Genomic DNA, 26026 nt, shown 5'->3' on the forward strand with positions numbered 1-26026 from the left:
CGCGTTTCGGGAGAGACATGAGCACAGAACAGGCCCCGATGACGGGGATTCCTCCCGCGATCCGGGCCGTGATGGTTCTCGCGGCGGGTGGGGTCGCGATCGCAAGTATCTACTTCGTTCGTGGCATGATCGCGCCGGCACTGCTCGCCATGGTTGTCGTTATCTCGGTCCACCCCCTGCGGCGGAAGCTGCTGTCGCTGGGGTGGCCCAACTGGGCGGCTTCGTGTGCCATCGTGCTTGTGTCGTGGCTGATCCTGCTCGGCATTCTGGTGCTGATGATCGTTGGAGTCGCCCAGTTCGGCCAGCTGATCCAGCAGTACGGAAACGACGTGTCGAGCGTCTCCGCCGCGTTGGTGGATGCCGTTCACAATCTGGGGCTTACGCTGCCACCCGGCGCGGGTATGGATGCGGGCTCGCTCGTCGCCCTCGTTGCCACCCTCACCGAAGCGATATTGGGACTCGTTGTTTCGAGCGCCTTTGTGCTCGTGTACATCCTCTTCATGTCGTTCGACGCGCGGTTGTTTGACGGTCTCGCTGAACGGTTTGGGCGAGGGCACGCGCTCACCCTTGCCGCCTTCGCGCGGTATGGATCCTCGGTGAGGCGCTACTACGTTATTAACACCATCTTTGGCGCGGCCGTTGCTGTGTGTGATGGTCTTCTTCTGTGGTGGCTCGGTGTTCCGGGCGCGCTGACGTGGGCGGTCCTGGCCTTTGTCACGAACTACATTCCAAGCGTTGGGTTCATCATCGGCCTCGTGCCGCCGGTTCTGCTCGCGTTTGCGACTGGAGGATGGCAGACGGCTCTCGTGGTCTTAGCGTTGTACTGCGTGATCAATGTTGGCCTGCAGGTTTTCCTGCAACCCAGGTTTGTGAGCAACGCTGTGCAGCTGAATCTCACGCTCACGTTTTTCTCCGTGGTGTTCTGGGTCGTTATTCTTGGCCCTGTGGGGGCACTGCTCTCAATTCCGATGACACTGCTGGTGAGGATGCTGGTGCTAGAGCTCAACGACCGTGAGACATTCGCTCGTTGGCTGACGGGTGATAGGCAGGGATCATGCTGACCTCGATCGGCGCGGTCCTTCCCATCGCCGTGGCTGCCGCGCTCAGCACGGTGCCGATTCTCGTGACGATCGCACTCCTGCTGTCCCCAAACGGAAGAACGGGGGCGCTCTACTTTATGATCGGGTGGGTCGCCGGCATGTTCGGGGTGGCCGCGCTCTTCGGAGTTGGACTCTCCGCAATTTCCTCCCCAACGCCCTCCGAATCGGATCCGTTGCTCAACGCAATCGAGATCGTCTTAGGTCTTGTGCTGTTCGGGTTCGGGTTTGTGTTTCTTTTCAAGCGAAGCAAAAAGAGCGAATCCTCGAGCAACGGATCTTGGACGAAGCGCCTCATGGGGGTTCGTCCCCTCACTGCTGTTGGGCTCGGAGTGGTGCTGAACCTGCGCCCGAAAGCCCTGCTGCTGGCTGCCGCGGTGGGACTGGTCGTTGGCATTGAAAACTCGGGTATTTTCGGTGGTGTTGTGACCCTCATCGTCTACACGGTTCTGGGGTGCTCAAGTGTCGCCGTTCCGGTCATCGTGACGATGCTGCGACCAAACGTGATGGAGCCGAAGCTACTCGAGGCTCGCAACCTCATCGAGCGCAACCAGCGGGTTGTGACGGGCATCGTGGTCATTATGGTCGGGGCCATTCTGGTGGGTAACGGGCTTGTACACCTCGGCAGTTAGGCGAGTATGTTGAACTGGCGATGCACAGCGCGAGTTGATATTCTTTCGCGTGTACGTGCGGGGGAGACGACTCACTCGTGTCACTCTAAAGCGGGGACGGCCCGGCAGATTTGGGTTCTTTGGCTATGCCAACTCAGACCGTGACTCGTTCAATCATTACTCCTTCAGCCATCGTGCGCCTGGTGCTTGGCTGGGGCGCCTTCGGCCTGCTGCTTGTTCTGCACCCGCTGTTTGCCAAGCTGTCAGCTATGCCGACGATTGTGCTGTTCAGCGTGCTGGCCGCCATCGTTGCGGTCATTGTTGTGTGTGCGTTTGGTGTGGTGATCGAGGCCGAGCACCTCGCACACAGGCTCGGCGATCCCTACGGCACCCTCGTGCTGACACTTTCGATTGTGATGATCGAGGTGATCCTCATTGCGGCGGTCATGCTTGGCCCCGGAGATCACCCCACGATTGCCCGCGATTCAGTGATGGCCGTTTCGATGATCATCCTCAACCTCGTGATCGGTGTGGCCCTGGTGGTCGGCGGCTTGAAACGGGGCAGTCTGCGCCACAACCGCACGGGCACGTCGACCTACCTCGCGCTCCTCATCGTTCTGCTCGCGCTTGCCCTCGCGATCCCGGCCGTGATCGGTGTTGGCGGCGCATACACAATGGGTCAGGCGATCCCGATTGCCGCGCTCACGGTCGTGTTTTACGTGTTCTTTTTGGTGCGCCAGATGGGGGCGCAGAAAGCCGACTTTCAAGAGGTTACGGTCGAGATCGGCGAACGCGGTAATGAGGGTACCGAAGACGGTTCAGGATCACGCGCACCGATCGCCGAGGTCTTGCGTCAGCATCGTGGTGAGCTTATTGCCCGCACGCTGCTGCTCATCGCGACGGTTATACCCATCGTGCTACTTTCCCACGACATGGCGTCGCTGCTCGATACGGGTCTTGAACGCCTTGGTGCACCGGTCGCTCTGTCCGGTCTCCTCATCGCCATGATCGTTTTTCTGCCCGAGACGATTACGACGATCCGCGCCGCCGCAATGGGAGAAGCCCAGCGGGTGAGCAATCTCTGCCACGGTGCGCTCGTGTCGACGGTTGGCCTGACGATTCCCGCGGTTCTTGTGATCGGAATGCTCACCGGGCAGACCGTGCAGCTCGCTGAGTCGCCGGTTAACCTCGTTCTGCTCGGGGTTACGCTGCTGCTGTCAGTGGTGACGTTCTCGAATAAACGCACGACGGTGCTGCACGGCGCCGCTCACCTGATGGTGTTTCTGGTCTACGCGCTGACCATGTTTGCGTAGTGGATTGCACTGGCGCCGGTTAACACCTGTGCAGGGCGTAGTTGGCTCGCTAGTGTGGTGTCATGATCCTGTCGGGTGCAAGTTCAGCGAGTCTGCGCAGCCGAGTTATGCGGCCGTTGGCTGGGCGAGATCCCGGCCGGGGGCGGCTCACCACCGCCGTTGCGGTGTCGTGCGGGGTGCTTGCTAGCGCGCTTTTTGCGCTCTTTGCCATTCACGTTCTCCACGCGCCACCCGGGTTTCTCGCGATGGCCACTTTTTTGTCAGTGCAGGCGGGCAGCGCGATTAAAGACCGCTCGGCGGTCAAACGAGCGGTTACCGCGGCCATGCTTATTCCAAGCGTGCTTATTGCGGTGTTAGCTGCCTGGGTGTTGTCTCCGTGGCGGCCCGCCGTGATCGCCGTGTTTGTCGTCTTAACCGGGCTCGTTGTTTGGGTTCGCCGCTTTGGGCCGAGGGCTGCTGCTGTGGGTGCTGCGGGGTTCTTCGCCTACTTTTTCACGCTCTTTATGAGACCCACTGGGGTCGAGCTACCCGTGTACTGCATGCTGGTAGGTGGTGCCGTCGCAACACAGTGTGTTGTCCGCTTGGTTCTTCTCGCAAAGCGCCCGCGCCGAGAGCTCAACGTCATGCTGCACGAGCTACGCTCGGCCTCTGAAGCAGCCCTGCAGTCGGCGTTCGCCGACGGCAAGGCAGGCACACTTCGCGCGCGGCTTGCCCGGGTTGATGAGATTGGGCGAGCGATCACCACGTGGCAACAGGAATTTCAGACGGATCGGTTCCTTGCCTGCGATGAGCAGTCCTTTGCCGAGCGCGTACTTGACGCTCGCATAACAATCGAGGAGGTCTGCGGGGAACTCGTCGCGAGGCACGCAGCGACCGCGATTACGCCCGAGCAGCGGAGTGCTGCTGGCCAGCTTGGCCTCTCGCTGAGTCAACATGCGAGCCCCGCAGAGATCGCAGAGGCGGTGTTGTGGGCAGAGCACACGCTCGCTTCCGCCGGTACAGAGGGCACAGCCAATTCGGCGGTGATCCTGATCGCCCAAGCCGTCGTCGCCCAAGACGCCCTGCGGCAGAGCGGGCGCAGTGAGGCGCAACCGCTGTCGTCCGCGGTCAACTCAGCGGCAAAACCACCACCACCACCGTCCGCTCCCGACCTTGCTGCGGGGCACCCGCACCAGGCCAATGGGAAAAAGAAGAAGCGCCTGGAATGGGTGCCGTGGCGCAACTGGGCGCCCACGAGTCGCATGGCGGTGCAGGCAATGGCTGCCGCCCTGATTGCCACTGTTGCAGGCGAAGCGATCTCCGCTTCGCGCTGGTACTGGGCGGTGCTCACCGCCTTTGTCGTCTTTGTTGGCACCACCACTCGAAGCGACATTTTGACCCGCGCCTATCGCCGCGTCATCGGAACCGTCGCTGGAATTGTGGTTGGGGTGATCGCCGTGCTGGTTGTCGGCCACGACCCGAACATGCTGATCCTCATCTGCGTGCTCAGCGTCTTCGGCATGCTCTACTTCGGCGCCATCAGTTACGCCTATTCCTCGTTTTTTATGGTCGTCATGCTGGTCGCGATCTACAGCATGCTCGGGGTACTCAACGGTACGCTCTTGGAATTGCGGGTCAGCGAGACCGTAACGGGCGCGGTGATTGGTGTGCTCTGCGCCTACCTCATATTTTCGGCTAATTCCCACCCCGCGCTGATGGCCAAAGTGAATGCCTATTTTGACGCCCTCGACCAGCTGCTCCAGCTCTGCCGCGCGGCGCTCGACCAACCTGAACAGCGAAGAGCAGCGCTTACCGCTCTGCAGCGAATTGAGAACGCGCAGGTCAGCGTCGAGCAGACGGTCTCGGCGATGTCGACCGCTTTCTTCTTCGGGCGTCGTGACCAGGTGTCTTCAGCGGTCCACCTCATGTATGTCGCTAGCAGAGCCGCCGCAAGATTTGTGCAGTCTGCCATTGCAGAGGCCTCCGCGGCGGATGTGCTGTCCGTAAAAGACGCGAATATCCCAGCTGCGGTGGATGAGACACGTCATTCCCTCAACCGGGCACGCAGTTCGCTGAACGCACCGGATTCATTCCCCGCTGCACCAGCCACAACTGGGGTCGACCTCGCGCTCGCGCCCCACTCTGCCCAGGCCACGGCAGAGTTACAGGCGCTGAGCCGCATCGATTGGGCAATGCGTCGTGTCATTGACCTTGCGAGTGGTAGCAAATCCGTGAGTCTCTCTTCGGACGACAGCTCTTAGCTGTTGAAAGAGCGAGCTAGTGGGGGTTAATCCGCAGCATCTTCGAGGGATAATGGAGTGTTGAACGAGTGGAAGGAGCGCGACGTGACCTTGTCGACGCCTCCTTCGGAGCGCATGGCGCAGGAGATGCAGCTGCTGCGTGCGGTGCGAAGCTTCAGTGATGCGCAGGATCGAATGCACGGCGGCATGAAGCACGGCATGAAGATGAACGCCACTGACCTTGCTGCCCTGCGCCTCATCATTATCCGCGAGGAGCAGCAGCGCTCGGTGAGCCCTCACGAGATCGCGAGCCACTTGCGCATTTCAACCGCCTCGACAACCAAACTGCTGGACCGCCTCACAAACTCAGGGCACGTGCGGCGTGCCCCTCACGCGACCGATCGCCGCGCGCGGGTCATCGAGCTCACTGACACGGCTCGCGCCGAGTTCTTTAAGCGCTTTGGGCCGCAGCTCGCAGCGATGCGAGCGGCCTTTGAGGGGTTTTCCGACGAAGAGCTCGACGCTGCTGCCCGGGTCATTGACGCCGTCAGCGCGGCAATTGATCCGGAATCGAACTGATCGGCACTTCCCGGCCAAGAACGTTTTCTGCCGCGCGGTGCCCTGAGAGCAGCGCTGCCGTTACGGTTGCCGGGTCGTCGGTCCAGGTCGCCTCACCAGCAAGGTGCAGCACCCCGTCAATCGGCGTCGCGAGCACGTCGTGGTCTTCGGGGGTCGAGCCCACGGTCATGTAGGCGTACGATCCGTGCGCGTACGCGTCTTTCTGCCAGTCCGTCATATCGACCCGCGTTGGCTGTTCGACCCTGTCGCCGTACAACCGGCGGAGCGCTTCCAGAATCGAATCGACGACCGCCGACTCCTCCCAGTCGCGAATGGCAACGGCACACGGTCCAGCCGCGAAGGTCAGCAGCGTCGGTTCACCGTGCAGCGCGGTGAGGTCGTACCAGGAGTGCCACCACTTGCCCGCCTCGCCCTGCTGGCGAATCACGTAGACGTCGTCATCCCAGAACTTCTTCGGGAAGCGCAAGAACACTTTCTCGAAGTTATTCATCTCGAGCCGGTCGAGCGCCCCCGCTACGGGTTCGGGGAGAGCCGGTTCGATCGCAAATTCTGAAGACTTCAGCACACCAACGGGAACCGTCACGACGACCCTGGCTGCCGTGAAATCCCCGCGATCGCTCGTGACAGTCACGCCGTCGGCGGTCCAGGCAACCCGCGACACCACGTGCTCTAGCCGAACGTCAAGTCCGTCGCCGAGCCGCTGCGCCAGCACGTCGTACCCGTCAGGAAAGACGACCTCGTCACCCTCAATCGCATCATCGTCGAGGCCGTGCGCGTCGAGGTTATCGATCCACACACCGTACTGTTCCTCGGAGCGGTGCCGCAGGTACTCGCGTACGAGTTCGGTGCGGTCGTCGTCCCAGCTCTGCTGCGCGAGCGCAGCCTCGACGACGTCGCCATAAGAACTGCCCGGGGTGGATCCCGCAATCACTTCGACAAGCGCGGCGTCGACGCGGTGAATATCGGCCACGTACGCCTCGGCGGCCGCTGCGCTCAGCCGCTTGCCGTCGGGCCCGTAGTGAGCCATCGGGCGACTGTCGGGCTGGTAGCCCCCAACCGTGAACTCGACGGTTTTCATGCCGAGTTGCTCGACCAGATCCGCAAGCGGGCTGTTCTCAATCCCGTGAATCCAAGAGGCGCCACGATCGGTGATGGTGCCACCGGATCGATCGGTCCAGAGTCTGCCCCCGAGGCGCTCTCGAGCTTCGAGCACAACCACACGCTGTCCGGCCTGCGCGAGCAAACGCGCTGCGGTCAGCCCCGAGACTCCCGCACCAACAACGACGGTATCGAAGTGATTCACGCTGTTCTCCACATCACTCATCGGGCACCAGAACCGGGGTATCACGATTCAGGCTCTCGCCACGGAAGTAGGCTTTCGAATTGGGACGGATCCACCACAGGCCCATAAACACAAACCCGATGAGGATCGCGCCGATCCCGATCACAAATGCGCCGCCAACCCCGAAGAGCACCGTGTAGCTGTAGTCGACGGAGATCATGTCGATAGCTGATTGCACAAAGGCGTATCCGAGCATGAGGCCGCCGAGCGCGGGCAAGATGCCCCGCATCCACAGGTTGCGGGCGCTATCGCGAAGCGTGTCACGGAAGTACCAGACACACGCAAACGAGGTGATCGAGTAGTACAGCGCAACTGCGAGGCCCATCGAGGTGAGTGAGTCGGCGAGCATGTCTTCGGAGAGGATCGACATGCCAACGTAGTAGACGATCGCTGCGGCGCCCATGACGGTCGTGGAGAACCACGGGGTCTTGAACTTCGGGTGCAGCTCAGCGAACTTTGCGGGCAGTGCGCGATAGACCGCCATGGAGAGAGTGCCGCGGGCGGTGGGCAGGATCGTGGTTTGTGTTGACGATGCTGCCGAGAGCATCACACCGAGCAGCAGGAACCAACCCCATGGGCCAAAGAGGGCACCGCCGAGCACCGTAAAGACATCGTCGAGGTTCTTGGCGTTGGTGAGGCCAAAGCCGGTGTCGCCGAATCCCGCAAACATCATGACGGCGATCGAGATGCCGACGTAGAGCACAATAAGAACCGCGATGCTCGAGAGTGCCGCGCGCCCCGGAGTCTTCCGTGGGTTCTTCGTCTCTTCGTTGAGAGCGAGGCAGGTGTCCCAGCCCCAGTAGATGAAGAGGGCGAGCAGCACGGCCTCCATGAAACCCGACCACGAGGTGAGCTGTGCCGGGTTGAACCAGTTCCAGTCGAAGTCGACCGACCCCGGGTTGCTGCCGTTCAACGCGTTGACGAGAGCGAGCCCGCCAAACAGCGCCATAGCGACGATCTGGATCGTCATCAACACCATCTGCAGGCGCTCGCCAATCTGCACGCCGACCGTGCTGACGAAGGTCATGATCGCCATGAAAATCACCGAGGTTACGATGACGATGGTGCGGTTATCGGCGAATTCTTGGTTGCCGAGCAGTAGCCAGAAGTACTTGCCGGTGATCTCACCGACGTTGGCGAGCACCATGACCGAGGCGACCGCCACTGACCAGCCGCCGATCCAGCCGGTCACGGGCCCAAACGCCTTTGCGCCCCACACAAACGTGGTGCCGCAGTCGGGCATCTCACGATTGAGTTCTTGGTAGGCAAACGCGGCAAACACCATCGGAATACACGCGACAATAAACACGAGGGGTGCCTGCGCGCCAACCGCGAGGATTACGTAGCCAAGGGTTGCCGCCAGCGAATAGAGGGGCGCCGTCGAGGCAAGGCCAATGACGGTCGAACCGACCACACCGAGTGTGCCCTCACTCAGGCCCTTGCCGACGTGGATATGCCCCGTCTCAGTGGCATTATCCAGTGTCTTCTTTGACATACTCGTCTACTTTCCATCGTCTACTTCGAGAAACCTTGCTCATCTTACTCAGATGTTGGCGTGGGTTTAAACCGCTTGTGGGATTCAGGATCCTGTGTTGCGGACTGAAGTCAGAGGGATGTCCTAAGACCCCAACGCGGCCACAATGGCGTCAGCGGGTGTGGGGTGGTGAAACTCAAAACCAGACGCGAGAAGTGCGTCGGGTGCGGTATCTGCATCCGGCAGCAGGAGCGAGTCAGCGGCATCCGCGCCCAGTCCGAGTCGCAGCGCCCACGCTGGTGCGGGTACAAAGAACGGGCGGTGCATCTGTTGGGCGAGACGGCGGCCGATCTCCGAGGCGGTTGCAGAGGTTGGACCGGTGAGATTGACCGGCCCTGAAACGTCGCTGTCGATCAGGTGGCGGATCGCGCGCACCTCGTCGTCGAGGGAGATCCACGGCCAGATCTGCCTGCCCGAGCCGAGCGGCCCGCTGATCCCGATCCGCGTGAGCGTAAGAAGTGGTTTGAGCACGCCCCTGCGATCAAGCAGGGGAGCGGTGCGCAGCAGCACAACACGCGACGCTGGTTGCGCCTCGAGCGCGGCCCGTTCCCACTCCACGCAGAGATCCGCAAGAAAAGTGTCGCCCGCGCGGCTGCCCTCGGTGAGTCGCTCGCCCGGTTGGCTGCCGTAGAAACCGGTTGCCGAGGCCGAGAGAAATGCGGGGGCGTTGTTGCCGAGCTGCAGAAGAGCCCGACCGAGCTCGCGAGTGGGCTCCAGGCGGGATCGGCGCAGCGTTTCACGGTAGGAGCGTGTCCAGGGCAGCTTGCCGATGCTCGCTCCGTTGAGCCCCACAACCGCTTTCGCTCCCTCGAGCACGGCGGGATCTAGCGGGCCACTCCCGGGGAGCCACTCAACCTCATCGGGCGACAGTGCGCGGCGTCTCACGAGCCGTGTTACCCGGACGCCATCGGCTCGCAGCGATTGAGTGAGCGCGCCACCAATGAGGCCGGATCCACCAGCTATCACCACGTGTGTGTCGGTCATGATGTGCGACCGAGCTTCGAGGGCCACCAGATCGACCTGCCGATGTCAGTGGTGAGGGCCGGCACGAGCAGCGACCGCACAATAAACGTGTCGATCAGCACACCGAACGCGACGATAAAGGCGATCTGAACGAGGAACAGGATCGGAATGATCGATAGCGCCGCGAAGGTAGCCGCGAGCACCATGCCCGCCGAGGTAATCACTCCGCCGGTAATGGTGAGACCGCGTAGGATTCCCTCGCGGGTGCCGTGCAGCTTCGATTCCTCACGCACGCGTGTCATCAAGAAGATGTTGTAGTCGATGCCGAGCGCAACCAAGAACACGAAACTGTAGAGCGGCACGGCAGGATCCGCCCCCGGGAAGTTGAAGACCCCGTTAAACATGACCGCCGCAACCCCCAGCGCGGTGCCAAACGACAGCACCGTTGTCAGAATCAATAGAACGGGTGCAAGCACCGAGCGCAGCAGCATCATCAGAATGAGAAGAATCACAACCAGAATCAGCGGGATGATGAGGTTTCGGTCGTGGATTGATGCCTGGTTCGTGTCGACCGCTGTGGCTGTCACACCACCCACGAGCACGTCGCTGCCCTCGAAGGAGGCGCGCAGGCGTGTAATCGTGTCGGCCGCTGCCTCAGAGTCGGCGGCGTCGCTGAGGGTCGCCTGCAGCAGCACGTCACCGTCGTGCACGGTCGGCTCGGGTGCCGGGGTTCCGGGAGGACCGAATGCCTGGATGCCGTCAGCGGTTACAGGAGCACTGCCGCTTGGGGAGTCCGCGCTCGTGACCGAGACGCTGTCGATGCCCTTGGAATCGAGCAGGGTATCGGTGGTCTTTTGCAGATCGTCTTTCGGAGCGATCACGTAGGCGGGGCTGCCCGATCCTCCCGGGAAATGCTTACCGAGAGCTGCCTGGCCATCGCGAGCCCCTGACTTGCCGATCACAAGGTCAGACTGTGGAACGCCCTGGGCATCGAGCTGGGTCACACCGAGCGCACCAATCGCGAGTACCACGGCGGTGATGATCCAAATTTTGCGCGGGTGGCTGCGGATCAACCCGGCGAGCCAGTGCCAAACGCCCTTCGATGGCATACCGTTTTCGGCCTTCACAACCTCCGGCTCAAAGTGGGGGCGACGCGGCCAGTATGCCGCGCGACCAAAGGCAAAGAGCAGCGCTGGGAGCAGTGTCAGCGCCGACAGCATCGCAAACACGATCCCGATTGCCGCGACCGGCCCGAGTGTGCTGTTGGATTTCAGATCGCTGAGCAGTAGGCAGAGCAACCCAGCAATCACGGTACCGCCCGAGGCGAGGATCGGCTCGAACGATCCCTTCAACGCCTTGCCGATCGCGACAGCGCGATCCTGCGTCAGCCGCAGCTCTTCTCTGAACCGCGCGACCACCAGCAGTGAGTAGTCTGTCGCGGCGCCGATCACAAGAATAAAGAGGATTCCCTGCGTTTGGCCGCTGAGCAACAAGACCCCGGCTTTCGCGAGATTCCAGACGACAAGCAGCGCAACACAGAGTGCAAACAAACTGGTGCTGAGTACCACGATTGGGAGAAGGAGCGAACGGTAGACGATGATGAGGATCACAAACACTGCGAGCAGCGCGGTGAGCAGCAAGATTCCATCGATCCCCGCGAATCCGGCAACAAGGTCTGCCGTGAACCCCGCGGGGCCTGTGACGTAGACCTTGACTCCGTCGGGGGCCGCGTCGCGAAGCTCGTCGCCGAGCGAAGCGACCACGTCGGCGATTTCGGCCTTGCTGTCGATCGGCACAAACACCTGAGCGGCCTTGCCGTCGTCGGACGGAATGACGGGGGAGATGTCTCCCTTGATGCCGTCAATGCTGCCCGCGTCTTCGACGGCAGCCGTGATGGTGTCGGTCTGCTCGGTGGTGAGCTTGTCTTGGGACGTGAACACCACAACCGCCGGGATCGCGTCGTCCCCGAGGAAGTCGCCGAGTGATGCCTGGACCTCGGTGGCCTCGGCGGACTCGGGCAGGTATGAGGTCTGATCGTTCGACGAGACCTCGTCGATCTTGCCGAAGAGCGGCCCACCCATGCCCGCGAGCGCCAGCCAGATGAGGATGAGTACCGCGGGAATCAGTGCCCGCAGCCACCGGTGCCGAGGTTTGGCTGCGTGGGCGTGGTGTGTGCTCTGATTCATGCTTGTTCTCCCCAAATCACTAGCTTAGCTAGCTAAACCTATCAGTTTTGCGGGGAGAAATGCACCCCGTGACTTACCCCAGCCTGGGTGGCTATTGAGTCAGTCGGACTAACCTCAGGGTATGCAACCGCAACTTGATCCAGGCATCGACCTCACGCTCGAGAGTGCGTTCGCGCGTGTGCTGCCAGAGCTATCGGTGCCCTGGCAGGCCGCACGGCCTGAGTGCCCTGAGCTTCTCGTCCTGAATCAAGCGTTGTCCCGGGAGCTTGGGGTGAACCCGGACGAACTCCGTACCGAGTCAGGGGTACGAGTCTTGCTCGGCAATGAGCTGGCGGCGGGCAGCACTCCGGTCGCCCAGTTGTACTCGGGGCACCAGTTCGGCAGCTACGTTTCGCGGCTTGGAGACGGACGCGCGCTGCTGCTCGGCGAGATTCGTGACGCCCACGGGCAACTTCGCGACCTGCATCTGAAAGGATCGGGGCGAACCCCGTTTGCCAGGGCCGACGGGTTTGCCGCGGTGGGGCCGATGCTTCGGGAATATCTCATGGGTGAGGCGATGGCGGCTCTCGGTGTGCCCACAACGCGGGCGCTCGCAGTGGTTGCAACCGGCCGCCGTGTGGTACGCGACGATCTGTTGCCGGGAGCCGTGCTGGTGCGAACCGCAAGCAGTCATCTGCGAGTCGGCACGTTCCAGTACGCGCGGTCTCTGGGTGATCTGGAGCTCCTGCGCAGAGTGGCTGACTTCGCAATCGAACGCCACGCGCCGGAGCTCGCGGGATCCTCAGCGCCCTACCTGGGGTTACTCAAGTCGGTAATCGCCGCGCAGGCCGGGCTGGTGTCATCCTGGATGCTGATCGGGTTTGTGCACGGTGTTTTGAACACGGATAACGTCGCGATCTCGGGGGAGACCATCGACTACGGGCCATGCGCGTTTCTCGACGCCTACGACCCCGCTGCGACCTTTAGTTCAATCGACCAAAACGGACGGTATGCCTATGGTGCGCAGCCCAGCATTACGCTGTGGAACCTGACTCGGTTCGCCGAGATGCTGTTGCCCCTGCTGAGCGAAGATGAGAGTGTTGCGCAGCGTCTCGCCAGTGAGGCGCTCGGAGAGTTCTCGGCGCTGTATGAGACCGCCTGGTTGGAGGGCATGCGCGTAAAGCTCGGCGTGGCTGTCGGTGGTGACGATGATGTGGTCGCGAACATTGCGGGAGCACTGCTGCAGGAGCTGCAGCGACACCGTATCGACTACACGCAGTTCTTCCGTTCGCTCGCCGCAGCGGGTCGCGGCGACAGCGAAACTCTACTGGGGCTCTATCCGGGCGATGAAGGTCCCGGTGCGTGGTTTGAATGGTGGATCAGCCTAAACCCTGACAGCGCCGCAATGGACCTGGCGAACCCCGTCTACATTCCGCGCAACCTCCTAGTTGATGAGGCGCTCGAGGCTGCGAACGAGGGAGATCTCGAACCGTTTGAGCGATTGTTAGAGGTTCTGAGCGACCCGCTTACCGCGCGCCCCGGCTTCGAGCGCTACGCTGCGGGTTCGCCTCCGGGATCCCGCCCGCACCGCACGTACTGTGGAACCTGATCGCCTCATTGCTAGGCTCGAAGGCATGACAAATCCCGCTGTTTCAAACGTGCCCGAGACCTGGATTCCGCACAACCGTGAAGACGGCGAACACGTTGGCTGGATTGTGCCCGAGGGTGACGGGTTCGTGACAGTTGACCTGCTGGGTCGGTCGCGCATCACCGATCCCGTCGATTGGATGGTTGCTGAAGAGGCGATGGACGAGCTTGGGATCGGCTACCTCGCTGACATCTATGCCTTCCGTGCCGCTCCCGACGATTGGGTTCGCGTGCGTATCGTTGAGGTTTCGACCGACGGCATCACGGTGAAGGAAGACGACTTTGGCGATGTGGCCGCCGATCTTCCTCGGTACCGTGTTCCGTTTCCGGTGACCGATGACCTGCAGCTCATCCAGGATGCTCCGGGGCAGGTGCGCAACCAGTTCAACTAGTGCATTCTGCTGCGCACCCCGCGTAGGGTGGGGGCATGGCACGCATCATTATTTTCGGTGGACACGGCAAGATCGCACTGCTCGCGGAGCGGCTACTCTCGGAACGTGGTGACGAGGTAACCGCGGTGATCCGCAATCCTGATCACACGGAGGACGTAAGAGCCGCAGGCGCCGAGCCGCTTGTTGCGGATATCGAGCAGCTTGATGTCGACGGCCTCTCGCGTCTCATTGCTGGGCATGAGGCTGTTGTCTGGTCGGCGGGGGCTGGCGGTGGCAACCCGGCTCGTACGATCGCGGTTGATCGAGACGCGGCGATCCGCTCGATGGCGGCCGCCGAGCAGGCGGGCGTGAAGCGCTACGTGATGGTTTCTTACTTCAGGGCGTCACTCGAGCACGGTGTGCCCGAAGACAACTCCTTCTTTACCTACGCCGAAGCAAAGGCGGCAGCCGACGAGCATCTGCGATCCTCGCAGCTCGAGTGGACCGTCCTGGGGCCGAGTACGCTCACTCTCGAAGAGGGCACGGGTCGGATCGACACGGCGGCAGAGAGGTCGGGTCGGGTTTCTCGTGCAAACGTCGCGGCTGTCATTGCTGCAACACTCGCCGACGCAAGTACGATTCATCGCACCGTTCGCTTCAACGACGGTGACACCGACATCACGGAGGCGGTGCGCGCAGCAAGCTAGGAGGGCGCTGCAGTAGCAACTTGACCTTGTGATTGCAAGGCGCTCATGCTGTGAGTCGAGATCGCCTAACGTGGCTTGTGCCCGGAAAAACCACCATATTGGAGGGATCACACAGTGAGTGCTGAAGACAAAATTAAGAATGCCGCCCAGAGCGTTGCAGGTAAGGCGAAAGAAGCAGCGGGCAAGCTGACCGGTGATGAACAGCAAGAAGCCGAGGGGCGTGCTGATCAGGCTGGTGCCGACCTTAAGCAGGCGGGCGAGAAGGTAAAGGACGCCTTCAAGAAGTAAGGTTCTGGCTCCCCGGGCTCTATTGAGGCCCGGGGAGTTTTTTGTGCCCGGTTTGCAAAACGGTCGAAACCGGGGCAGATTTTGGGTTTTGCAATGGAATCAGTTGCTGTATGCTGCTTATGCAAGCGTTCTCGTGTTTCTGGAGTATGGCCAACGGGCCCTCCGCGAGGCTGACGCAACTGGAGAGATACCCGTGACCTATCAAGGCCACAACCTCGGCGAATCCGCAACCACTCTCAACGGAGTGCTCACTCTCACCGGATCCGTGCCCATACCGGCGGCTCTGCCGCAAGCCGTGAAACAGCGGTTTTTCCAATCACGACCCGTGCTGCGCCGTGTTGTGTTTGTCGTCGGTTACGAAACGCTCAGCGTGCTGTTTACTGTCCTGGTGCTGAGCACTCTGCTCGGGCACGGGGGAGGCTCGTCGACGCTCACGGCGATTGCGCTGTCAACCGTCGCGACCGGCTGGAACTACATCTGGAACACCGCGTTCGAGGCGATCGAGAAGCGTCGTGGGGCAAGCGGACGTGGCGCAGGATCCCGCGCGCTGCACGCCATCGGTTATGAGGGTGGCGTCTTGCTCTTTACGATCCCGCTGGTTGCGATCATGCTCGGGGTAAACCTGCTTGAGGCCTTCGCTATCGAGGGAAGCCTTCTGGTGTTTTTCCTCGTCTTCACGGTGATCTGCACCTGGGTGTTTGACCGAGTGTTTGGTCTTCCCGCCTCGGCAGCCTGATCGCGTATAAGCGACCAGGCTGCCGAAAGCCAGCGAGGCTATGAGGTCAGCGAATCCGCGTATTCCTTGTTGTCGGCAAGCCACGTTGTGATGATCTCGTCGTACTTCGCCGGATCGTCGTTCTCGTTCAGCAAGACATTTTCAAGCGAGTTCAGCTTCTCTGAGTCCATCTTGAAGTTCTTCATCCAGCCCGCAACCTCAGGGAAGTCCTTCTCGAAGGTGCTGCTGCCGTAAGCGTTCAGCGTTTCCGCCTTGCCCAAGGTGTTCTTAGGATCCTTGAGATCCTTCAGCGGGAACGCGTCGTACGCCCAGTGGGGCTGCCACAGGGTCACGACGATGTTCTCGTCTGCCTTCGTGGCGGCCTTCAGCTCGGACAGCATCGCTGGGGTGGAGGAGGTGGTGTAATCCATCTTCTCCAGGCCGTAGCTCGGAATGACCTTTTCTGTGGTGACCTTTGTGAGTCCCGCGCCCGGCTCAATGCCAATAATCTGGTTGTTGAACTTGTCCGCATTCTTCGCGAGCTCGTCGAGCGAGTCAATCGGGGCATTTTCATTTACCGCGATGGTGAGCTTTGCCTCATCGTTCCACTCGCCCAGTTTGACGATGTCGTCACCGTACTTCTTGAGGTATTCCGCGTGAGTGTTGGGCTGCCACACGTCGAGCACGAGATCAAAATCACCATCGGCCAGCCCAAGAAAGACTGCGCCAGGATCTGCCTCGGTGAGTTCTACGTTGTAGCCCTCCTCCTCGAGCACGTGCTTCCAGAGGTGGCTCACCGCAATCGCTTCGTCCCAGTTGAACAGGCCGATCTTAATGGTGCCCTTTGACTCGGCCTGGCTATTGTTTGCCGCAAAGCCAGAGAACGCGAGCAGTGCCACCGCGACGACGGCAGCCGTCGCGACAACGATCCTGCGCTTCTTGTTGCTTGCCGGGGTTTGGGGCGACTTCGCGCCCCGCGATCTGCGAGATTTCTGCGATCCGAATGCGCCCGTGACCCGATCAAGAATCATGGCGAGGATCACAACGGAAAGACCCGCCTCAACACCGAGCCCAACGTCGATGCTGTTCAGGCTCTTGACGACGTCGCCGCCGAGCCCGCCCGCACCGACCATGCCGGCGATGACCACCATCGAAAGTGAGAGCATAATGACCTGGTTGATGCCGGCCATGATCGAGGGCATCGCGAGGGGCAACTGAATCTGGCGCAGGATGCGACGAGGGGTCGCACCGAACGCGTAGCCCGCCTCGACGACCTCACGGTCGACGCCGCGGATCCCGAGCTCGGTGAGCCGTACCCCGGGGGCGAGCGCAAACACCACGGTCGCGACGATGCCGGGAACCACACCGAGGCGGAACAGCATCAGTGCGGGAATAAGGTACACGAACGCCGGCATCGTCTGCAGGAAGTCGAGGATCGGCCGGATGATCTTGGACGCGGTGTCATTGCGGGCCGCGAGGATTCCAATCGGGATCGCGATCAGCAGCGCAAAGATGGCGGCTAGAAGCACAAGCGCCAGGCTGTCCATCGCGTTGTCCCACTGATTCACCCCCACAATGACGAGCAATCCGAGTGTGGATCCGAGCGCGAGTTTCCATCCCTTTGCGTACCAAGCGATGGCGGCGATCAAGATGATGATGATCCAGAAGGGTGGGGAGCTGAGCGCAAAATCGAGCGTCTCGTACATGGTGCGAATGATCGCTCGCAGCACATCGAAGAATCCGTTGAAGCTCGAGGTGAGCCAGTCAACAAAGACATCTACCCATTTGCCCAGGGGAATACGAAAATCGTTCATGGTTATGCCTCCTGAGGTGTGGTGGACTCAGCGAGTGCAGCCGTGATGGATTCGCCGGAGACGGTCGGGGTCGGCTCGATAATCGGAATCTCAGTTGTCATGGTTGGTACGTTTGCGAGTGACGCGAGCAGCGTGACGCGAGGCACAACACCGATGAGGCGGTCCTTGTCGTCAACGACGGCAACGGGAAGAGAGCTCTCCGCAGAGAGCTCAAAGAGATCCGCAATGAGCTGATCCGGGGTGACGACCGAGGGGGTCGGGCGCAGCCGATCCTTAATTTCGGTTCCACCCTCGCGCACCTGGCGCAGCATGTCTTTGTCGCGCACCACGCCGAGCAGTTTTCGCCCGTTGGTCGTGACAAAACACGCCGAGGTCTGCAGGTCGCGCATGGTGCGCAGCGCGGCACGCGGGCCCGCGGATGCGGGGATCACGGCACGCGGCGGTTCCATAACGTCGCCCGCGGTGAGTACGCGCGCGCGGTCAACATCTTGCACAAACTGCGCCACATAGTCGTTGGCTGGATCGGTCAGGATGTCGTTGGGGGTGCCCTGCTGCACGATGCGGCCGTCACGCATCACGGCGATCCGGTCGCCGAGAAACATGGCCTCGTTGAGGTCGTGCGTAATGAAGACAATGGTTTTGCCGAGCTCGCGCTGCAGCTCAACCAGCTGCTCTTGCATTTCTCGGCGAATGAGGGGATCGAGTGCCGAGAAGGCCTCGTCCATGAGGAGAATGTCGGTTCCCGCCGCGAACGCGCGGGCAAGGCCAACACGCTGCTGCATGCCACCCGAGAGCTCTCCTGGCAGGCTGTCTTCCCAGCCCGCGAGGCCTACACGCTCGATCCAGTGGCGAGCCGTTTCTTGGCGCTCGCTGAGCCCGACTCCCTGAATTTCAAGGCCGTACGCGACATTGTCGATGACAGTGCGGTGGGGGAGCAGGGCGAAATGCTGAAACACCATCGACATGCGGTCGCGGCGCAGCTCGCGCAACTCGGGAATGGGAAGGCCCACAACCTCGGTGCCAAACACCTTCACCGACCCTTCGGTGGTGGGGTTCAGGCCGTTGAGCATGCGGATGAGTGTTGATTTACCTGAGCCGCTCAGGCCCATCACAACAAAAATCTCGCCTTTTTGAACCTCGAAGCTCGCGTCGATGACCGCGGCGGTGCCAAAAGCAGTGGTGAGATCTTCGCGCTTGGCGCCGTTGCGGAGACGCTTAACGGCCTCTTTTTGACGGCGGCCGAAAATCTTGAAAACGTTCGAAACCGAGATAGCGGTCTCGGTGGCTGTGTCTTTGGGAACTGAACTGGTTGTGTCAATGGTACGGGTCACTTAGGCCTCCTCAGGGGTGCGCCAGGTGCACGTGCTGTGCAGTTCTGGTTTCCACGTGTGGGATTGCCTCACGCCCGGAGAATCTCACTCGTACCGGGCGGGCCATCAATGCTTAGGGGCGATCATCGGGACCACCCGTTACCACGTCGAACCAAACCACCGCTCCCTAAAACTAGGTTTTTGGCAGCGGCAGCGAACACGTGTTCAAATGTTGAACAACAGCAACGACGCTAACAAGGTCTGCGGTGGCCTGCAAGGTGAAAACGGGCAAATGGCGCGCTTATGCGTAAAAATAATGCCTCTGATCAGTGATTCTGAATGAGACCTCATCGTTATGTGGGGTAGTCGACAAGTGTCGCTGCTGGGCGGTCTCGCGGCCGGTGGTTTTGTCAGAGGTAGTCGTTACAGTCGAGACATGGGAAACATCATCTTTGACTCCGCTGCCACGCTCAACGGTTGGATTGCAGACGAACATAACTCACTCGACTGGCTGTTCGCGGTTGACGGCGGCGACACCCCCGAAGACGGGCTCTACCCCGCTGACGCACGTGTGCTGGTAGAGGGGTCCACCACCTACGAGTGGGTGCTTCAGCACGAAGACCTGCTCGCGCACCCCGAAAAATGGCAGCAGTTTTACGGCAGCAAACCGACGTACGTGTTCACAACACGAACGCTGCCTGTTCCAGACGGGGCAGATGTGCGCTTCGTTTCGGGTGATATCTCTGTGGTGCTGCCCGAGATTCGTGCAGCGGCCGACGGCGGCGACATCTGGGTTGTTGGGGGTGGTGAACTGGCGGCAAAGTTCTTCGACGCGGGGGCACTCGACCGCATTGCGGTGTCCATTGCTCCGGCGGCGCTCACCGGCGGGGCGCCGCTGTTGCCGCGCCGTATTGGCCCCGACCGGCTCCGGCTGGTCTCGGCCGGAGCCGTGGGGCAGTTCGCGAGGCTCGTCTACGACGTGGTTCCGGCAAAGCCTGTCGGCTAGCGGGCCGCCGCAACCGCGCGGCCGGCAGCCCTCCCTGAGAACAGGCACCCGCCAAGAAACGTGCCTTCTAGCGCGTTGTAACCGTGCACACCACCGCCACCGAATCCAGCCGCCTCTCCCGCCGCGTACAGGCCGGGCACGGGGGAGCCGTCGGCGCCGAGTGCTCGCGACGACAGATCAGTTTGGATCCCGCCCAGCGACTTGCGGGTCAGCGTGTGCAGTTGAACGCCGACCAACGGGCCTGCCGCGGGGTCGAGTAGGCGGTGCGGTGCGGTTGTGCGGGTGAGTCGATCGCCGAGGTAGCTGCGGGAATTGCGGATGCTCATCATCTGCGCGTCTTTCGAGAACCGGTTGCCCACCTCAGCATCGCGCTCTGCGATGACCCGCGCAACGGAGGAGGCATCGAGCAGCGGCTCAGTGGTCAGCGCATTCATCTTCGAGACCAGCTCGGGCACCGAATTTGCAACCACAAAATCGGCCCCGCGATCCACAAAGGCCTGCACTGGCCCGGGAGCCCCCTTGCCGAGCCGCGTCTTGAGAAGCAGCTTTCGGTCGCGGTTGGTGATGTCAGGATTCTGCTCGGATCCAGAGAGCGCGAACTCCTTTGCCGCGATGCGGCTAGTGACGACGAACCACGAGTGATCGAAGGGCGCGATTTCGGGATCCGTGCGCAGCATCCGCAGGGTCGCCAGGGTGTCGTGTCCGGGCAAACCGGGGGGAGCCAGCCGCCGCCCACGCGCGTCAAGCCACAGCGGAGAGGGCCCCGGCAATATGCGGATCGCGTGTCCCGGCCACACCGGATTCCAGTTGCGAATCCCTTCTGTGTAGTGCCACATGCGGTCCTGGTTCACGAGTCGGGCCCCCGCATCGCCGGCGATCCCGATCATGCGGCCGTCGACGTACGCTGGCACGCCCGTCACCATGTGCTGAGGGGGAGTGCCGAGTCGCTCCGGCCAGTAATGACGCACTAGGTCATGGTTGCCGCCGATCCCGCCGCTGGCGACAATAACCGCGGGAGCGCGCAACTCAAAATCTCCGATCACTGTGCGAGATGAGGCGGCTCCTCGGGCGGCGTTATCCGACTCGAGTAGTGAGCCGCGCACACCAACAACCGCTCCACCTTCGACAATGAGGTCGTCGCAGCGGTGTCGATGCAAGATGCTCAGTCGTCCTGAGGCGGTGGCCTCTAGCGCGGCGTGCACGAAGGGATCAACCACTCCCGTTCCGGTTCCCCACGGCACGTGGAAGCGCGGCACGGAGTTGCCGTGCCCGCTCGCCGTCAGGTCTCCGCGCTCTGCCCAGCCAACAACGGGAGTGAGTTCGATGCCCGCCTCGCGTATCCAAGATCGTTTTTCACCCGCCGCAAACTCAACGTAGGCGCGACCCCAGCGTGCCGCCCAGCCGTCCTCCGGGTGTTCGCCGCTGAGGCGATCCCACTGTGCGCTTCCCTGCCAGTCCTGCCACGCAAGCTCAAAACTGTCTCGCACTCCAAACCGTTTTTGCTCCGGCGAATCGACCAAAAAGAGCCCGCCAAACGACCACCAGGCCTGACCGCCGAGGTTCTGCGGTCCCTCTTGGTCAATAACGATCGTGCGCAGTCCCGCGCGGTGAGTCTCTCGGGCAGCAACGAGTCCGGCGAGCCCGGCCCCAACAATAATGACATCAGCGTCCATGCCCCCATTGTGCCCGGTGCGGGCGGATCGCGGTACTCCCTCGGGTCGCCAACTTTGAAAGTCGCCTCACGAACGGGCTCAGCTAACTTTCAGGTTCCCGATCAGGCTCCCATAGCGCGCATCTTTACCTTTCAAGTGGAGGCGCAGTGGGCGCCCGTGAAACTGAGGATGCACATGTATGGAACATATTTGCGGCGCGAGCTGATCGGCCGCAGGAAGCAAACAATCATCGTTGCGATCGGACTCGCCATTGCGGTGGCGCTCGTGATCGTTGTCAATGCGCTCTCGGCGGGCGTGAGGGCAGCTCAAGAGGAATCACTGCAGTCGGTGTACGGGGTCGGCACAGACCTCACCGTCACCGGAGCAGCTGCCGAACCCGGCCAGGGAGGCGGCCCACGCTTTCAGTTTGGCAGCGGAGACGGGCAAACGAGTGACGGCACCACCACGCTGAGCCAGTCTCGTCTCATGGCAGACCCGCGGCGCGGCACCCTTGAGAGCTCCACGCTCAAGACCGTCTCCGGTATCGAGGGTGTGTCTGACGCGGCGGGCGCGCTGAGCCTTACCAATTCCACATTCTCCGGGCAGATCCCGGACCAATCAGCGACTACCGACCAGGGCGGCAGCGCGGCGCAGGGTGGTGACGGTCAATCGGGCGGCGCCCCTCCCCAGGGTGGCCCGGGCGGTGGTGACTTCGGCATCGACTCAATGACCGTCATGGGTGTTGGGCTCGACAACGCAGAGGTTGGTCCGCTCTCAGCGGTAACGGTCGACGATGGGCGTGCGCTCAAAGCGAGTGACGCCGGCGAAAAGGTCGCCCTGCTCGACAGTACATACGCAAAGAATGAAGACATCGCGGTCGGCGGCACTGTCGATATCGGTGGCGCGTCGTTCAAGGTGGTTGGCCTCGTATCGAGCAGCACGAGTTCGGCAGATACGGCCTCTGACACCTATATTCCGCTTGATGTGGCGCAGGATCTTTCGGGGGTAGGCGATGTCGTCTCGACGGTCTACGTGCAGGCTGGCTCTGCCGACGACATCTCCGCGGTTCAGGCGAGCATCGAAAAGGCGCTGCCAGACGCGACGGTGAGCTCGCAGGCAGAACTCGCGGCGCAGGTATCGGGATCGGTGAGCAGCACGGTTGGGCTCATCACGAGTCTGGGCACGTGGCTCTCTGTGATCGCGCTTGCCGTGGCGGTTCTCCTTGCAGCGCTGTTTACCCTGTCAGGCGTATCCCGGCGCACCCGAGAGTTTGGCACGCTGAAGGCCATCGGCTGGTCGAACCGGCGCATCGTTGGACAGGTCGCGGGTGAATCCATGGTGCAGGCGGCCCTGGGCGGCATCTTCGGGATTGCGCTTGGCGGTCTCGCGGTGTGGATCCTCAACCTCGTCTCACCCACGATCTCGTCCGCGGCGGGCAGCGCGGCAACGGGAGCTGCAGCAGCCGGTGGCCCAGGCGGTGCGGGCGGCGGCATGGGGCCGGGCTCGGGCGGGCCCGGTGGTGCGGCGCAGGCAGCAGCAGACATCGTGCTGAACGCGCCCCTCACCCCGTGGATTCTGCTGGCTGCTCTCGGCTTGGCCATCGCAGGCGGTCTGGTCGCGGGTGCTCTCGGTGGGGTGCGCGCGTCTCGCCTCAGCCCTGCTGAAGCCCTCCGTTCGGTCAACTAACTCGAAAGCGAAGGAACGATCATGATTACTAAAACGACGACCACCGCGACAGATCCAGAGATTGCAGGCGAGGCACCCGTGCTCCTCTCGCTGCGCGACGTGACGAAGACCTATCAGGCCAGAGGGCGTGACGTGCAGGCGCTCAAAGGCATCGACCTCAACATAAGCGCCGGTGATTTCATCACAATTCAGGGCCCAACTGGCGGTGGCAAATCAACATTGCTGCAACTGCTGGGGGCGCTCGATTCGCCGAGCTCAGGGTCACTCTGGGTCGGGCAGACCGACCTCGCCAAGGCCGGGGTCAAGGAAGCGACAAGGATCCGGGCTGAAGAGATCGGTTTTGTCTTTCAGTCCTTCAACCTGATCCCCACGTTGACTGCCCTTGAGAACGTCGAGATGGGCCTCGTGCCCATCGGCGTTCCAGCGGCCGAACGCCGCAGCCGAGCCGAGGAAGCCCTGCGCGGGGTCGGGCTTGGGGATCGCGGTGACCACCGACCGGGAGAGCTCTCGGGCGGACAACAGCAGAGGGTCGCAATCGCACGAGCGATTGTGAAGGGGCCGCGGATCCTGCTCGCCGATGAACCAACGGGCAACCTCGACGAGCGCATGCGCGACGAGATCTTGGAGGTGCTCACGGGCCTGAACAGAGACGGCCTCACGATGGTGCTGGTGACGCACGATTCGGCTGTGGCCAAGCGAGCCTCACGCAGACTGCGACTCGAAGCAGGCAAAATCACCGAGCTGTAAGCGGTCACTGCGCGGTAACCTGGAGCCATGGGCACCAGAGCTGAAACCATGGAATTTCTCGTTGACCAGTTGAGCGGCTTGCCAAACATTCGCAGCAAAAAGATGTTTGGCGAGTACGCCCTCTACTGCGATGAGAAAGTTGTCGCGTTTGTCTGCGACGACGAGCTATTCATCAAGCCCACGGACGCCGGACGAGAGTACATTGGAGAACCGGAGGAGGCCCCGGCCTACCCCGGTTCGAAGATGTACTTTCGTGTGAGCGGAGATCGCTGGGAGGATCGCGAGTGGCTAACGGGCCTCATCGACACGACCGCCGCGGTGCTCCCCGTGCCAAAACCCAAAAAACCGAAGGCCGCAAAGCCTCAGAAGTAGCTACTCCGCAAGCAGTACTGGGAAAACGTAGTCGGTATTGAGCGGCGCCATATCGTCACGGTCGATCGAGGGATCCACCCACTCGAGGTACTCGATTTCGGCGCGGGGACTCGCGCTCGCCGCCGCGGCGAGAAACGGGTGCTCAAACACTGTAGCCTCGACGATGTGACCGGGCTCATTCGCCGCGGTGGCCTGGAACACTCCGAGATCACGCAGGCGGGTGACATCGAGGTCGATCCCGAGCTCCTCCGAGAACTCTCGCACGGCGGTGTCGCGGGGGTCTTCGCCCGGCTCGTGTTTGCCGCCCGGGAGCATGAGTGAATCGGTGCCCCGCTTACGCACGTTGAGTACCCTGCCCTGCTCATTACGCATAACAACTGCGCTGACGCGAATGATCCGGCTCACTGTGCCGCTCCCGAGCTTGCGGAGAGCGCCGCGTAGTCCTGCGCGCTCAGCCGATCTGAAATGACGGGAAACTCGCCGCGCACTTCAGCCACCCGTGAGGGATCGATCTCAACGACGAGCACCTCTTCGCCGTCGCCGCACTCGCCGACAACACGGCCACTCGGGTCGATCACTCGGCTGAAGCCGCCGAGTTGCACGTCTCCCTGGGAGCCGCAGGCATTGCACGCAACGATCCAGAGTTGATGCTCGACAGCCCTGGCCTGTGAAAGAAGCGTCCAGTGCTCGCGCCGCGCCGCGGGCCAGGCCGCGGGAACGACGACTGTCTCCGCGCCCCGCTGGCTGAGCTCTTGCCAGAGCCCAGGGAACCGGAGGTCGTAGCACGTCGTGCTGCCCAGCTGACCGAGTGGGCTCGCAACAACACTCAGGCGGACGCCCGGGGTGAGCAGCTGCGACTCGAGCGACTGATAGCCGAATACGTGGATCTTGCGATACGTCTGTACAACCTCACCCGCTGCGCTAATGAGCACTGCCGTGTTGTGAAGGGCTCCGTTCTCGCCCCGTTCGATGATGCTGCCAAGGTGGATCGCGGATCCCAAATCCTTTGCAACCCGTCGCGCCATTGTGACGGTGGGGCCCGTTAGCTCCTCAGCCAGCTCGGCATAGCGGTCAAAGTTGAAGTAGCCGGCGCTCCACAGTTCGGGCAGCACAAACAGATCGATGTCTGTGTGCTGGCGGAGTAGATCTTCAACCCGAGTGATTCGTTCGGCCCGTGACTCCGAGTCGGGGCTCGCGATCTGTAGCAGGGCGACGCGACGGGAAGCGGTCGGTGGTTGTGTCATCTCTCCAGACTACGCCGCACCAAGTGCGCAGCGCAGTAGTGCAGAATGGCAGTATGAGCATCGACACGGCCGAGTTGCCTGACGCTGACGGACCAGAGGATCGCCCCGCACCCGCGGGCAATCCTGGCTGGTTGAGTGATGATGAGCTGAGTTTCGTGCGGGGCCGCATGCCGGTCGTCTACATTGAAGCGGTGCCGGTGCGCCTGGACGGAATTGGGCGCGTGACCGAGGTCGGGTTGCTGCTGCGTGGCACACCCGAGGGCGAGATGACTCGCTCTCTCGTTGCAGGCCGCGTTCGTTACGGTGAGACGCTGCGCGAGGCGCTCTTTCGACACCTGGAGAACGACCTCGGGCCGATGGCCTTCCCGCAGATCCCTGCGTCGATCGTGCCGACCCAGGTAGCGGAGTACTTTCCGATGCCGGGTATTTCGGCATATGTTGATGCCCGCCAGCACGCCATATCTCTCGTGTACGTGGTCTCCGTCACGGGTACCTGTAACCCGCGGCAGGATGCACTCGAGATCACCTGGATGTCACCGGAGGAGGCGCTCTCAGAAGCGACGCTTCTGGAGCTCCAGGGCGGTCGGGGCACGCTGCTGCGTCAGGCGCTCGCGAGTGTTGGCTGCTAGTACCTATTGTCGCTA

24 protein-coding genes are annotated in these 26026 nt (G+C 62.0%); 15 read left to right on the top strand and 9 right to left on the bottom strand.

Going from position 1 to position 26026, the window contains the following annotated elements; all coding sequences use genetic code 11:
* The first annotated feature begins 17 nt into the window (after positions 1–17).
* From G7068_RS13955 to G7068_RS13975, 5 genes are all read left to right on the top strand, one after another.
* On the top strand, positions 18–1061 hold the full coding sequence (locus G7068_RS13955) for an AI-2E family transporter (RefSeq protein WP_166292517.1): 1044 nt from the start codon (positions 18–20) through the stop codon (positions 1059–1061).
* On the top strand, positions 1055–1729 hold the full coding sequence (locus tag G7068_RS13960; protein WP_166292518.1) for a GAP family protein: 675 nt from the start codon (positions 1055–1057) through the stop codon (positions 1727–1729). Before G7068_RS13955 ends, G7068_RS13960 begins: the two co-directional genes overlap by 7 nt.
* A gap of 125 nt (positions 1730–1854) precedes the next feature.
* Positions 1855–3021, top strand: a complete 1167-nt coding sequence (locus G7068_RS13965) for a calcium:cation antiporter (protein ID WP_166292519.1) — start codon at positions 1855–1857, stop codon at positions 3019–3021.
* A gap of 62 nt (positions 3022–3083) precedes the next feature.
* Positions 3084–5261 carry an FUSC family protein gene (locus G7068_RS13970; RefSeq protein ID WP_166292520.1) on the top strand — a complete coding sequence of 726 codons (2178 nt, stop codon included), beginning with the start codon at positions 3084–3086 and terminating at the stop codon, positions 5259–5261.
* A gap of 84 nt (positions 5262–5345) precedes the next feature.
* A complete protein-coding gene (locus G7068_RS13975) occupies positions 5346–5819 on the top strand; it encodes a MarR family winged helix-turn-helix transcriptional regulator (RefSeq protein ID WP_244304514.1) in 474 nt (157 codons plus the stop codon).
* Here the strand turns inward: G7068_RS13975 and G7068_RS13980 are convergent.
* The 4 genes from G7068_RS13980 to G7068_RS13995 form a co-directional block, all read right to left on the bottom strand.
* Positions 5788–7122 carry a flavin monoamine oxidase family protein gene (locus G7068_RS13980; RefSeq protein WP_205881307.1) on the bottom strand — a complete coding sequence of 445 codons (1335 nt, stop codon included), beginning with the start codon at positions 7120–7122 and terminating at the stop codon, positions 5788–5790. The two genes, G7068_RS13975 and G7068_RS13980, sit on opposite strands and share 32 nt — an antisense overlap.
* Before the next feature lie 13 nt (positions 7123–7135).
* A complete protein-coding gene (locus G7068_RS13985; protein ID WP_166292522.1) occupies positions 7136–8656 on the bottom strand; it encodes an APC family permease in 1521 nt (506 codons plus the stop codon).
* Between the two features lie 123 nt (positions 8657–8779).
* The gene (locus G7068_RS13990) at positions 8780–9679 is read right to left on the bottom strand and encodes a TIGR01777 family oxidoreductase (RefSeq protein ID WP_166292523.1); all 900 of its coding nucleotides are present in this window, start codon (positions 9677–9679) and stop codon (positions 8780–8782) included.
* The gene (locus tag G7068_RS13995) at positions 9676–11844 is read right to left on the bottom strand and encodes an MMPL family transporter (protein ID WP_244304516.1); all 2169 of its coding nucleotides are present in this window, start codon (positions 11842–11844) and stop codon (positions 9676–9678) included. The genes G7068_RS13990 and G7068_RS13995 overlap by 4 nt, the downstream gene beginning before the upstream one ends.
* Positions 11845–11965: 121 nt before the next feature.
* Between G7068_RS13995 and G7068_RS14000 the strand changes: the two genes are divergently transcribed.
* The 5 genes from G7068_RS14000 to G7068_RS14020 all read left to right on the top strand — a co-directional run bounded on the left by G7068_RS14000 (position 11966) and on the right by G7068_RS14020 (position 15572).
* Complete coding sequence (locus G7068_RS14000) at positions 11966–13432, top strand: protein adenylyltransferase SelO (protein ID WP_166292524.1); 1467 nt, start codon at positions 11966–11968, stop codon at positions 13430–13432.
* Between the two features lie 25 nt (positions 13433–13457).
* A complete protein-coding gene (locus G7068_RS14005) occupies positions 13458–13862 on the top strand; it encodes a hypothetical protein (RefSeq protein ID WP_166292525.1) in 405 nt (134 codons plus the stop codon).
* A 35-nt stretch (positions 13863–13897) separates the two neighbouring features.
* A complete protein-coding gene (locus G7068_RS14010) occupies positions 13898–14548 on the top strand; it encodes an SDR family oxidoreductase (protein ID WP_166292526.1) in 651 nt (216 codons plus the stop codon).
* Positions 14549–14662: 114 nt separating this feature from the next.
* The gene (locus tag G7068_RS14015) at positions 14663–14836 is read left to right on the top strand and encodes a CsbD family protein (protein ID WP_166292527.1); all 174 of its coding nucleotides are present in this window, start codon (positions 14663–14665) and stop codon (positions 14834–14836) included.
* A gap of 193 nt (positions 14837–15029) precedes the next feature.
* A complete protein-coding gene (locus G7068_RS14020) occupies positions 15030–15572 on the top strand; it encodes a PACE efflux transporter (protein WP_205881308.1) in 543 nt (180 codons plus the stop codon).
* A gap of 38 nt (positions 15573–15610) precedes the next feature.
* Here the strand turns inward: G7068_RS14020 and G7068_RS16620 are convergent, their stop codons facing one another.
* Complete coding sequence (locus tag G7068_RS16620) at positions 15611–17365, bottom strand: ABC transporter permease/substrate binding protein (RefSeq protein ID WP_166292528.1); 1755 nt, start codon at positions 17363–17365, stop codon at positions 15611–15613.
* Positions 17366–17367: 2 nt separating this feature from the next.
* Positions 17368–18696, bottom strand: a complete 1329-nt coding sequence (locus tag G7068_RS14030) for a quaternary amine ABC transporter ATP-binding protein (RefSeq protein ID WP_425280481.1) — start codon at positions 18694–18696, stop codon at positions 17368–17370.
* Positions 18697–19111: 415 nt separating this feature from the next.
* On the opposite strand from G7068_RS14030, the gene G7068_RS14035 reads away from it, so the two are divergent.
* On the top strand, positions 19112–19681 hold the full coding sequence (locus G7068_RS14035) for a dihydrofolate reductase family protein (protein WP_166292529.1): 570 nt from the start codon (positions 19112–19114) through the stop codon (positions 19679–19681).
* Here the strand turns inward: G7068_RS14035 and G7068_RS14040 are convergent.
* Complete coding sequence (locus tag G7068_RS14040) at positions 19678–21354, bottom strand: FAD-binding dehydrogenase (protein WP_166292530.1); 1677 nt, start codon at positions 21352–21354, stop codon at positions 19678–19680. The genes G7068_RS14035 and G7068_RS14040 overlap by 4 nt on opposite strands.
* A 174-nt stretch (positions 21355–21528) precedes the next feature.
* Between G7068_RS14040 and G7068_RS14045 the strand changes: the two genes are divergently transcribed.
* From G7068_RS14045 to G7068_RS14055, 3 genes are read left to right on the top strand one after another with little or no spacing between them, the layout of a single operon-like run.
* Positions 21529–23019, top strand: coding sequence for an ABC transporter permease (locus G7068_RS14045; RefSeq protein WP_166292531.1), 1491 nt, complete (start codon positions 21529–21531; stop codon positions 23017–23019).
* Between the two features lie 21 nt (positions 23020–23040).
* A complete protein-coding gene (locus G7068_RS14050) occupies positions 23041–23766 on the top strand; it encodes an ABC transporter ATP-binding protein (protein ID WP_166292532.1) in 726 nt (241 codons plus the stop codon).
* A gap of 27 nt (positions 23767–23793) precedes the next feature.
* On the top strand, positions 23794–24138 hold the full coding sequence (locus G7068_RS14055) for a TfoX/Sxy family protein (RefSeq protein ID WP_166292533.1): 345 nt from the start codon (positions 23794–23796) through the stop codon (positions 24136–24138).
* Here G7068_RS14055 and G7068_RS14060 read toward each other — a convergent pair whose 3' ends face one another.
* Positions 24139–24543 (bottom strand): NUDIX hydrolase, encoded by a 405-nt coding sequence (locus tag G7068_RS14060; RefSeq protein ID WP_244304518.1) that lies wholly within the window; start codon positions 24541–24543, stop codon positions 24139–24141.
* Entirely contained in the window at positions 24540–25382 is an 843-nt protein-coding gene (locus tag G7068_RS14065; protein ID WP_166292534.1) for a carbon-nitrogen family hydrolase, read from the bottom strand. Before G7068_RS14065 ends, G7068_RS14060 begins: the two co-directional genes overlap by 4 nt.
* Before the next feature lie 53 nt (positions 25383–25435).
* Between G7068_RS14065 and G7068_RS14070 the strand changes: the two genes are divergently transcribed.
* Complete coding sequence (locus G7068_RS14070; RefSeq protein ID WP_166292535.1) at positions 25436–26011, top strand: NUDIX hydrolase family protein; 576 nt, start codon at positions 25436–25438, stop codon at positions 26009–26011.
* The last annotated feature ends 15 nt before the right edge of the window (positions 26012–26026 follow it).

Source organism: Leucobacter viscericola, assembly GCF_011299575.1.
In the GTDB taxonomy this organism is placed as follows: domain Bacteria; phylum Actinomycetota; class Actinomycetes; order Actinomycetales; family Microbacteriaceae; genus Leucobacter; species Leucobacter viscericola.

Coding starts and splice junctions, on each gene's coding strand:
- G7068_RS13990 (WP_166292523.1), bottom strand. CDS start 9,679: ATGACCGACACACACGTGGTGATAGCTGGTGGATCCGGCCTCATTGGT.
- G7068_RS13965 (WP_166292519.1), top strand. CDS start 1,855: ATGCCAACTCAGACCGTGACTCGTTCAATCATTACTCCTTCAGCCATC.
- G7068_RS13995 (WP_244304516.1), bottom strand. CDS start 11,844: ATGAATCAGAGCACACACCACGCCCACGCAGCCAAACCTCGGCACCGG.
- G7068_RS14035 (WP_166292529.1), top strand. CDS start 19,112: ATGGGAAACATCATCTTTGACTCCGCTGCCACGCTCAACGGTTGGATT.
- G7068_RS14065 (WP_166292534.1), bottom strand. CDS start 25,382: ATGACACAACCACCGACCGCTTCCCGTCGCGTCGCCCTGCTACAGATC.
- G7068_RS14040 (WP_166292530.1), bottom strand. CDS start 21,354: ATGGACGCTGATGTCATTATTGTTGGGGCCGGGCTCGCCGGACTCGTT.
- G7068_RS13985 (WP_166292522.1), bottom strand. CDS start 8,656: ATGTCAAAGAAGACACTGGATAATGCCACTGAGACGGGGCATATCCAC.
- G7068_RS14050 (WP_166292532.1), top strand. CDS start 23,041: ATGATTACTAAAACGACGACCACCGCGACAGATCCAGAGATTGCAGGC.
- G7068_RS14055 (WP_166292533.1), top strand. CDS start 23,794: ATGGGCACCAGAGCTGAAACCATGGAATTTCTCGTTGACCAGTTGAGC.
- G7068_RS14070 (WP_166292535.1), top strand. CDS start 25,436: ATGAGCATCGACACGGCCGAGTTGCCTGACGCTGACGGACCAGAGGAT.
- G7068_RS13970 (WP_166292520.1), top strand. CDS start 3,084: ATGATCCTGTCGGGTGCAAGTTCAGCGAGTCTGCGCAGCCGAGTTATG.
- G7068_RS13955 (WP_166292517.1), top strand. CDS start 18: ATGAGCACAGAACAGGCCCCGATGACGGGGATTCCTCCCGCGATCCGG.
- G7068_RS14010 (WP_166292526.1), top strand. CDS start 13,898: ATGGCACGCATCATTATTTTCGGTGGACACGGCAAGATCGCACTGCTC.
- G7068_RS13960 (WP_166292518.1), top strand. CDS start 1,055: ATGCTGACCTCGATCGGCGCGGTCCTTCCCATCGCCGTGGCTGCCGCG.
- G7068_RS14005 (WP_166292525.1), top strand. CDS start 13,458: ATGACAAATCCCGCTGTTTCAAACGTGCCCGAGACCTGGATTCCGCAC.
- G7068_RS14045 (WP_166292531.1), top strand. CDS start 21,529: ATGTATGGAACATATTTGCGGCGCGAGCTGATCGGCCGCAGGAAGCAA.
- G7068_RS16620 (WP_166292528.1), bottom strand. CDS start 17,365: ATGAACGATTTTCGTATTCCCCTGGGCAAATGGGTAGATGTCTTTGTT.
- G7068_RS14000 (WP_166292524.1), top strand. CDS start 11,966: ATGCAACCGCAACTTGATCCAGGCATCGACCTCACGCTCGAGAGTGCG.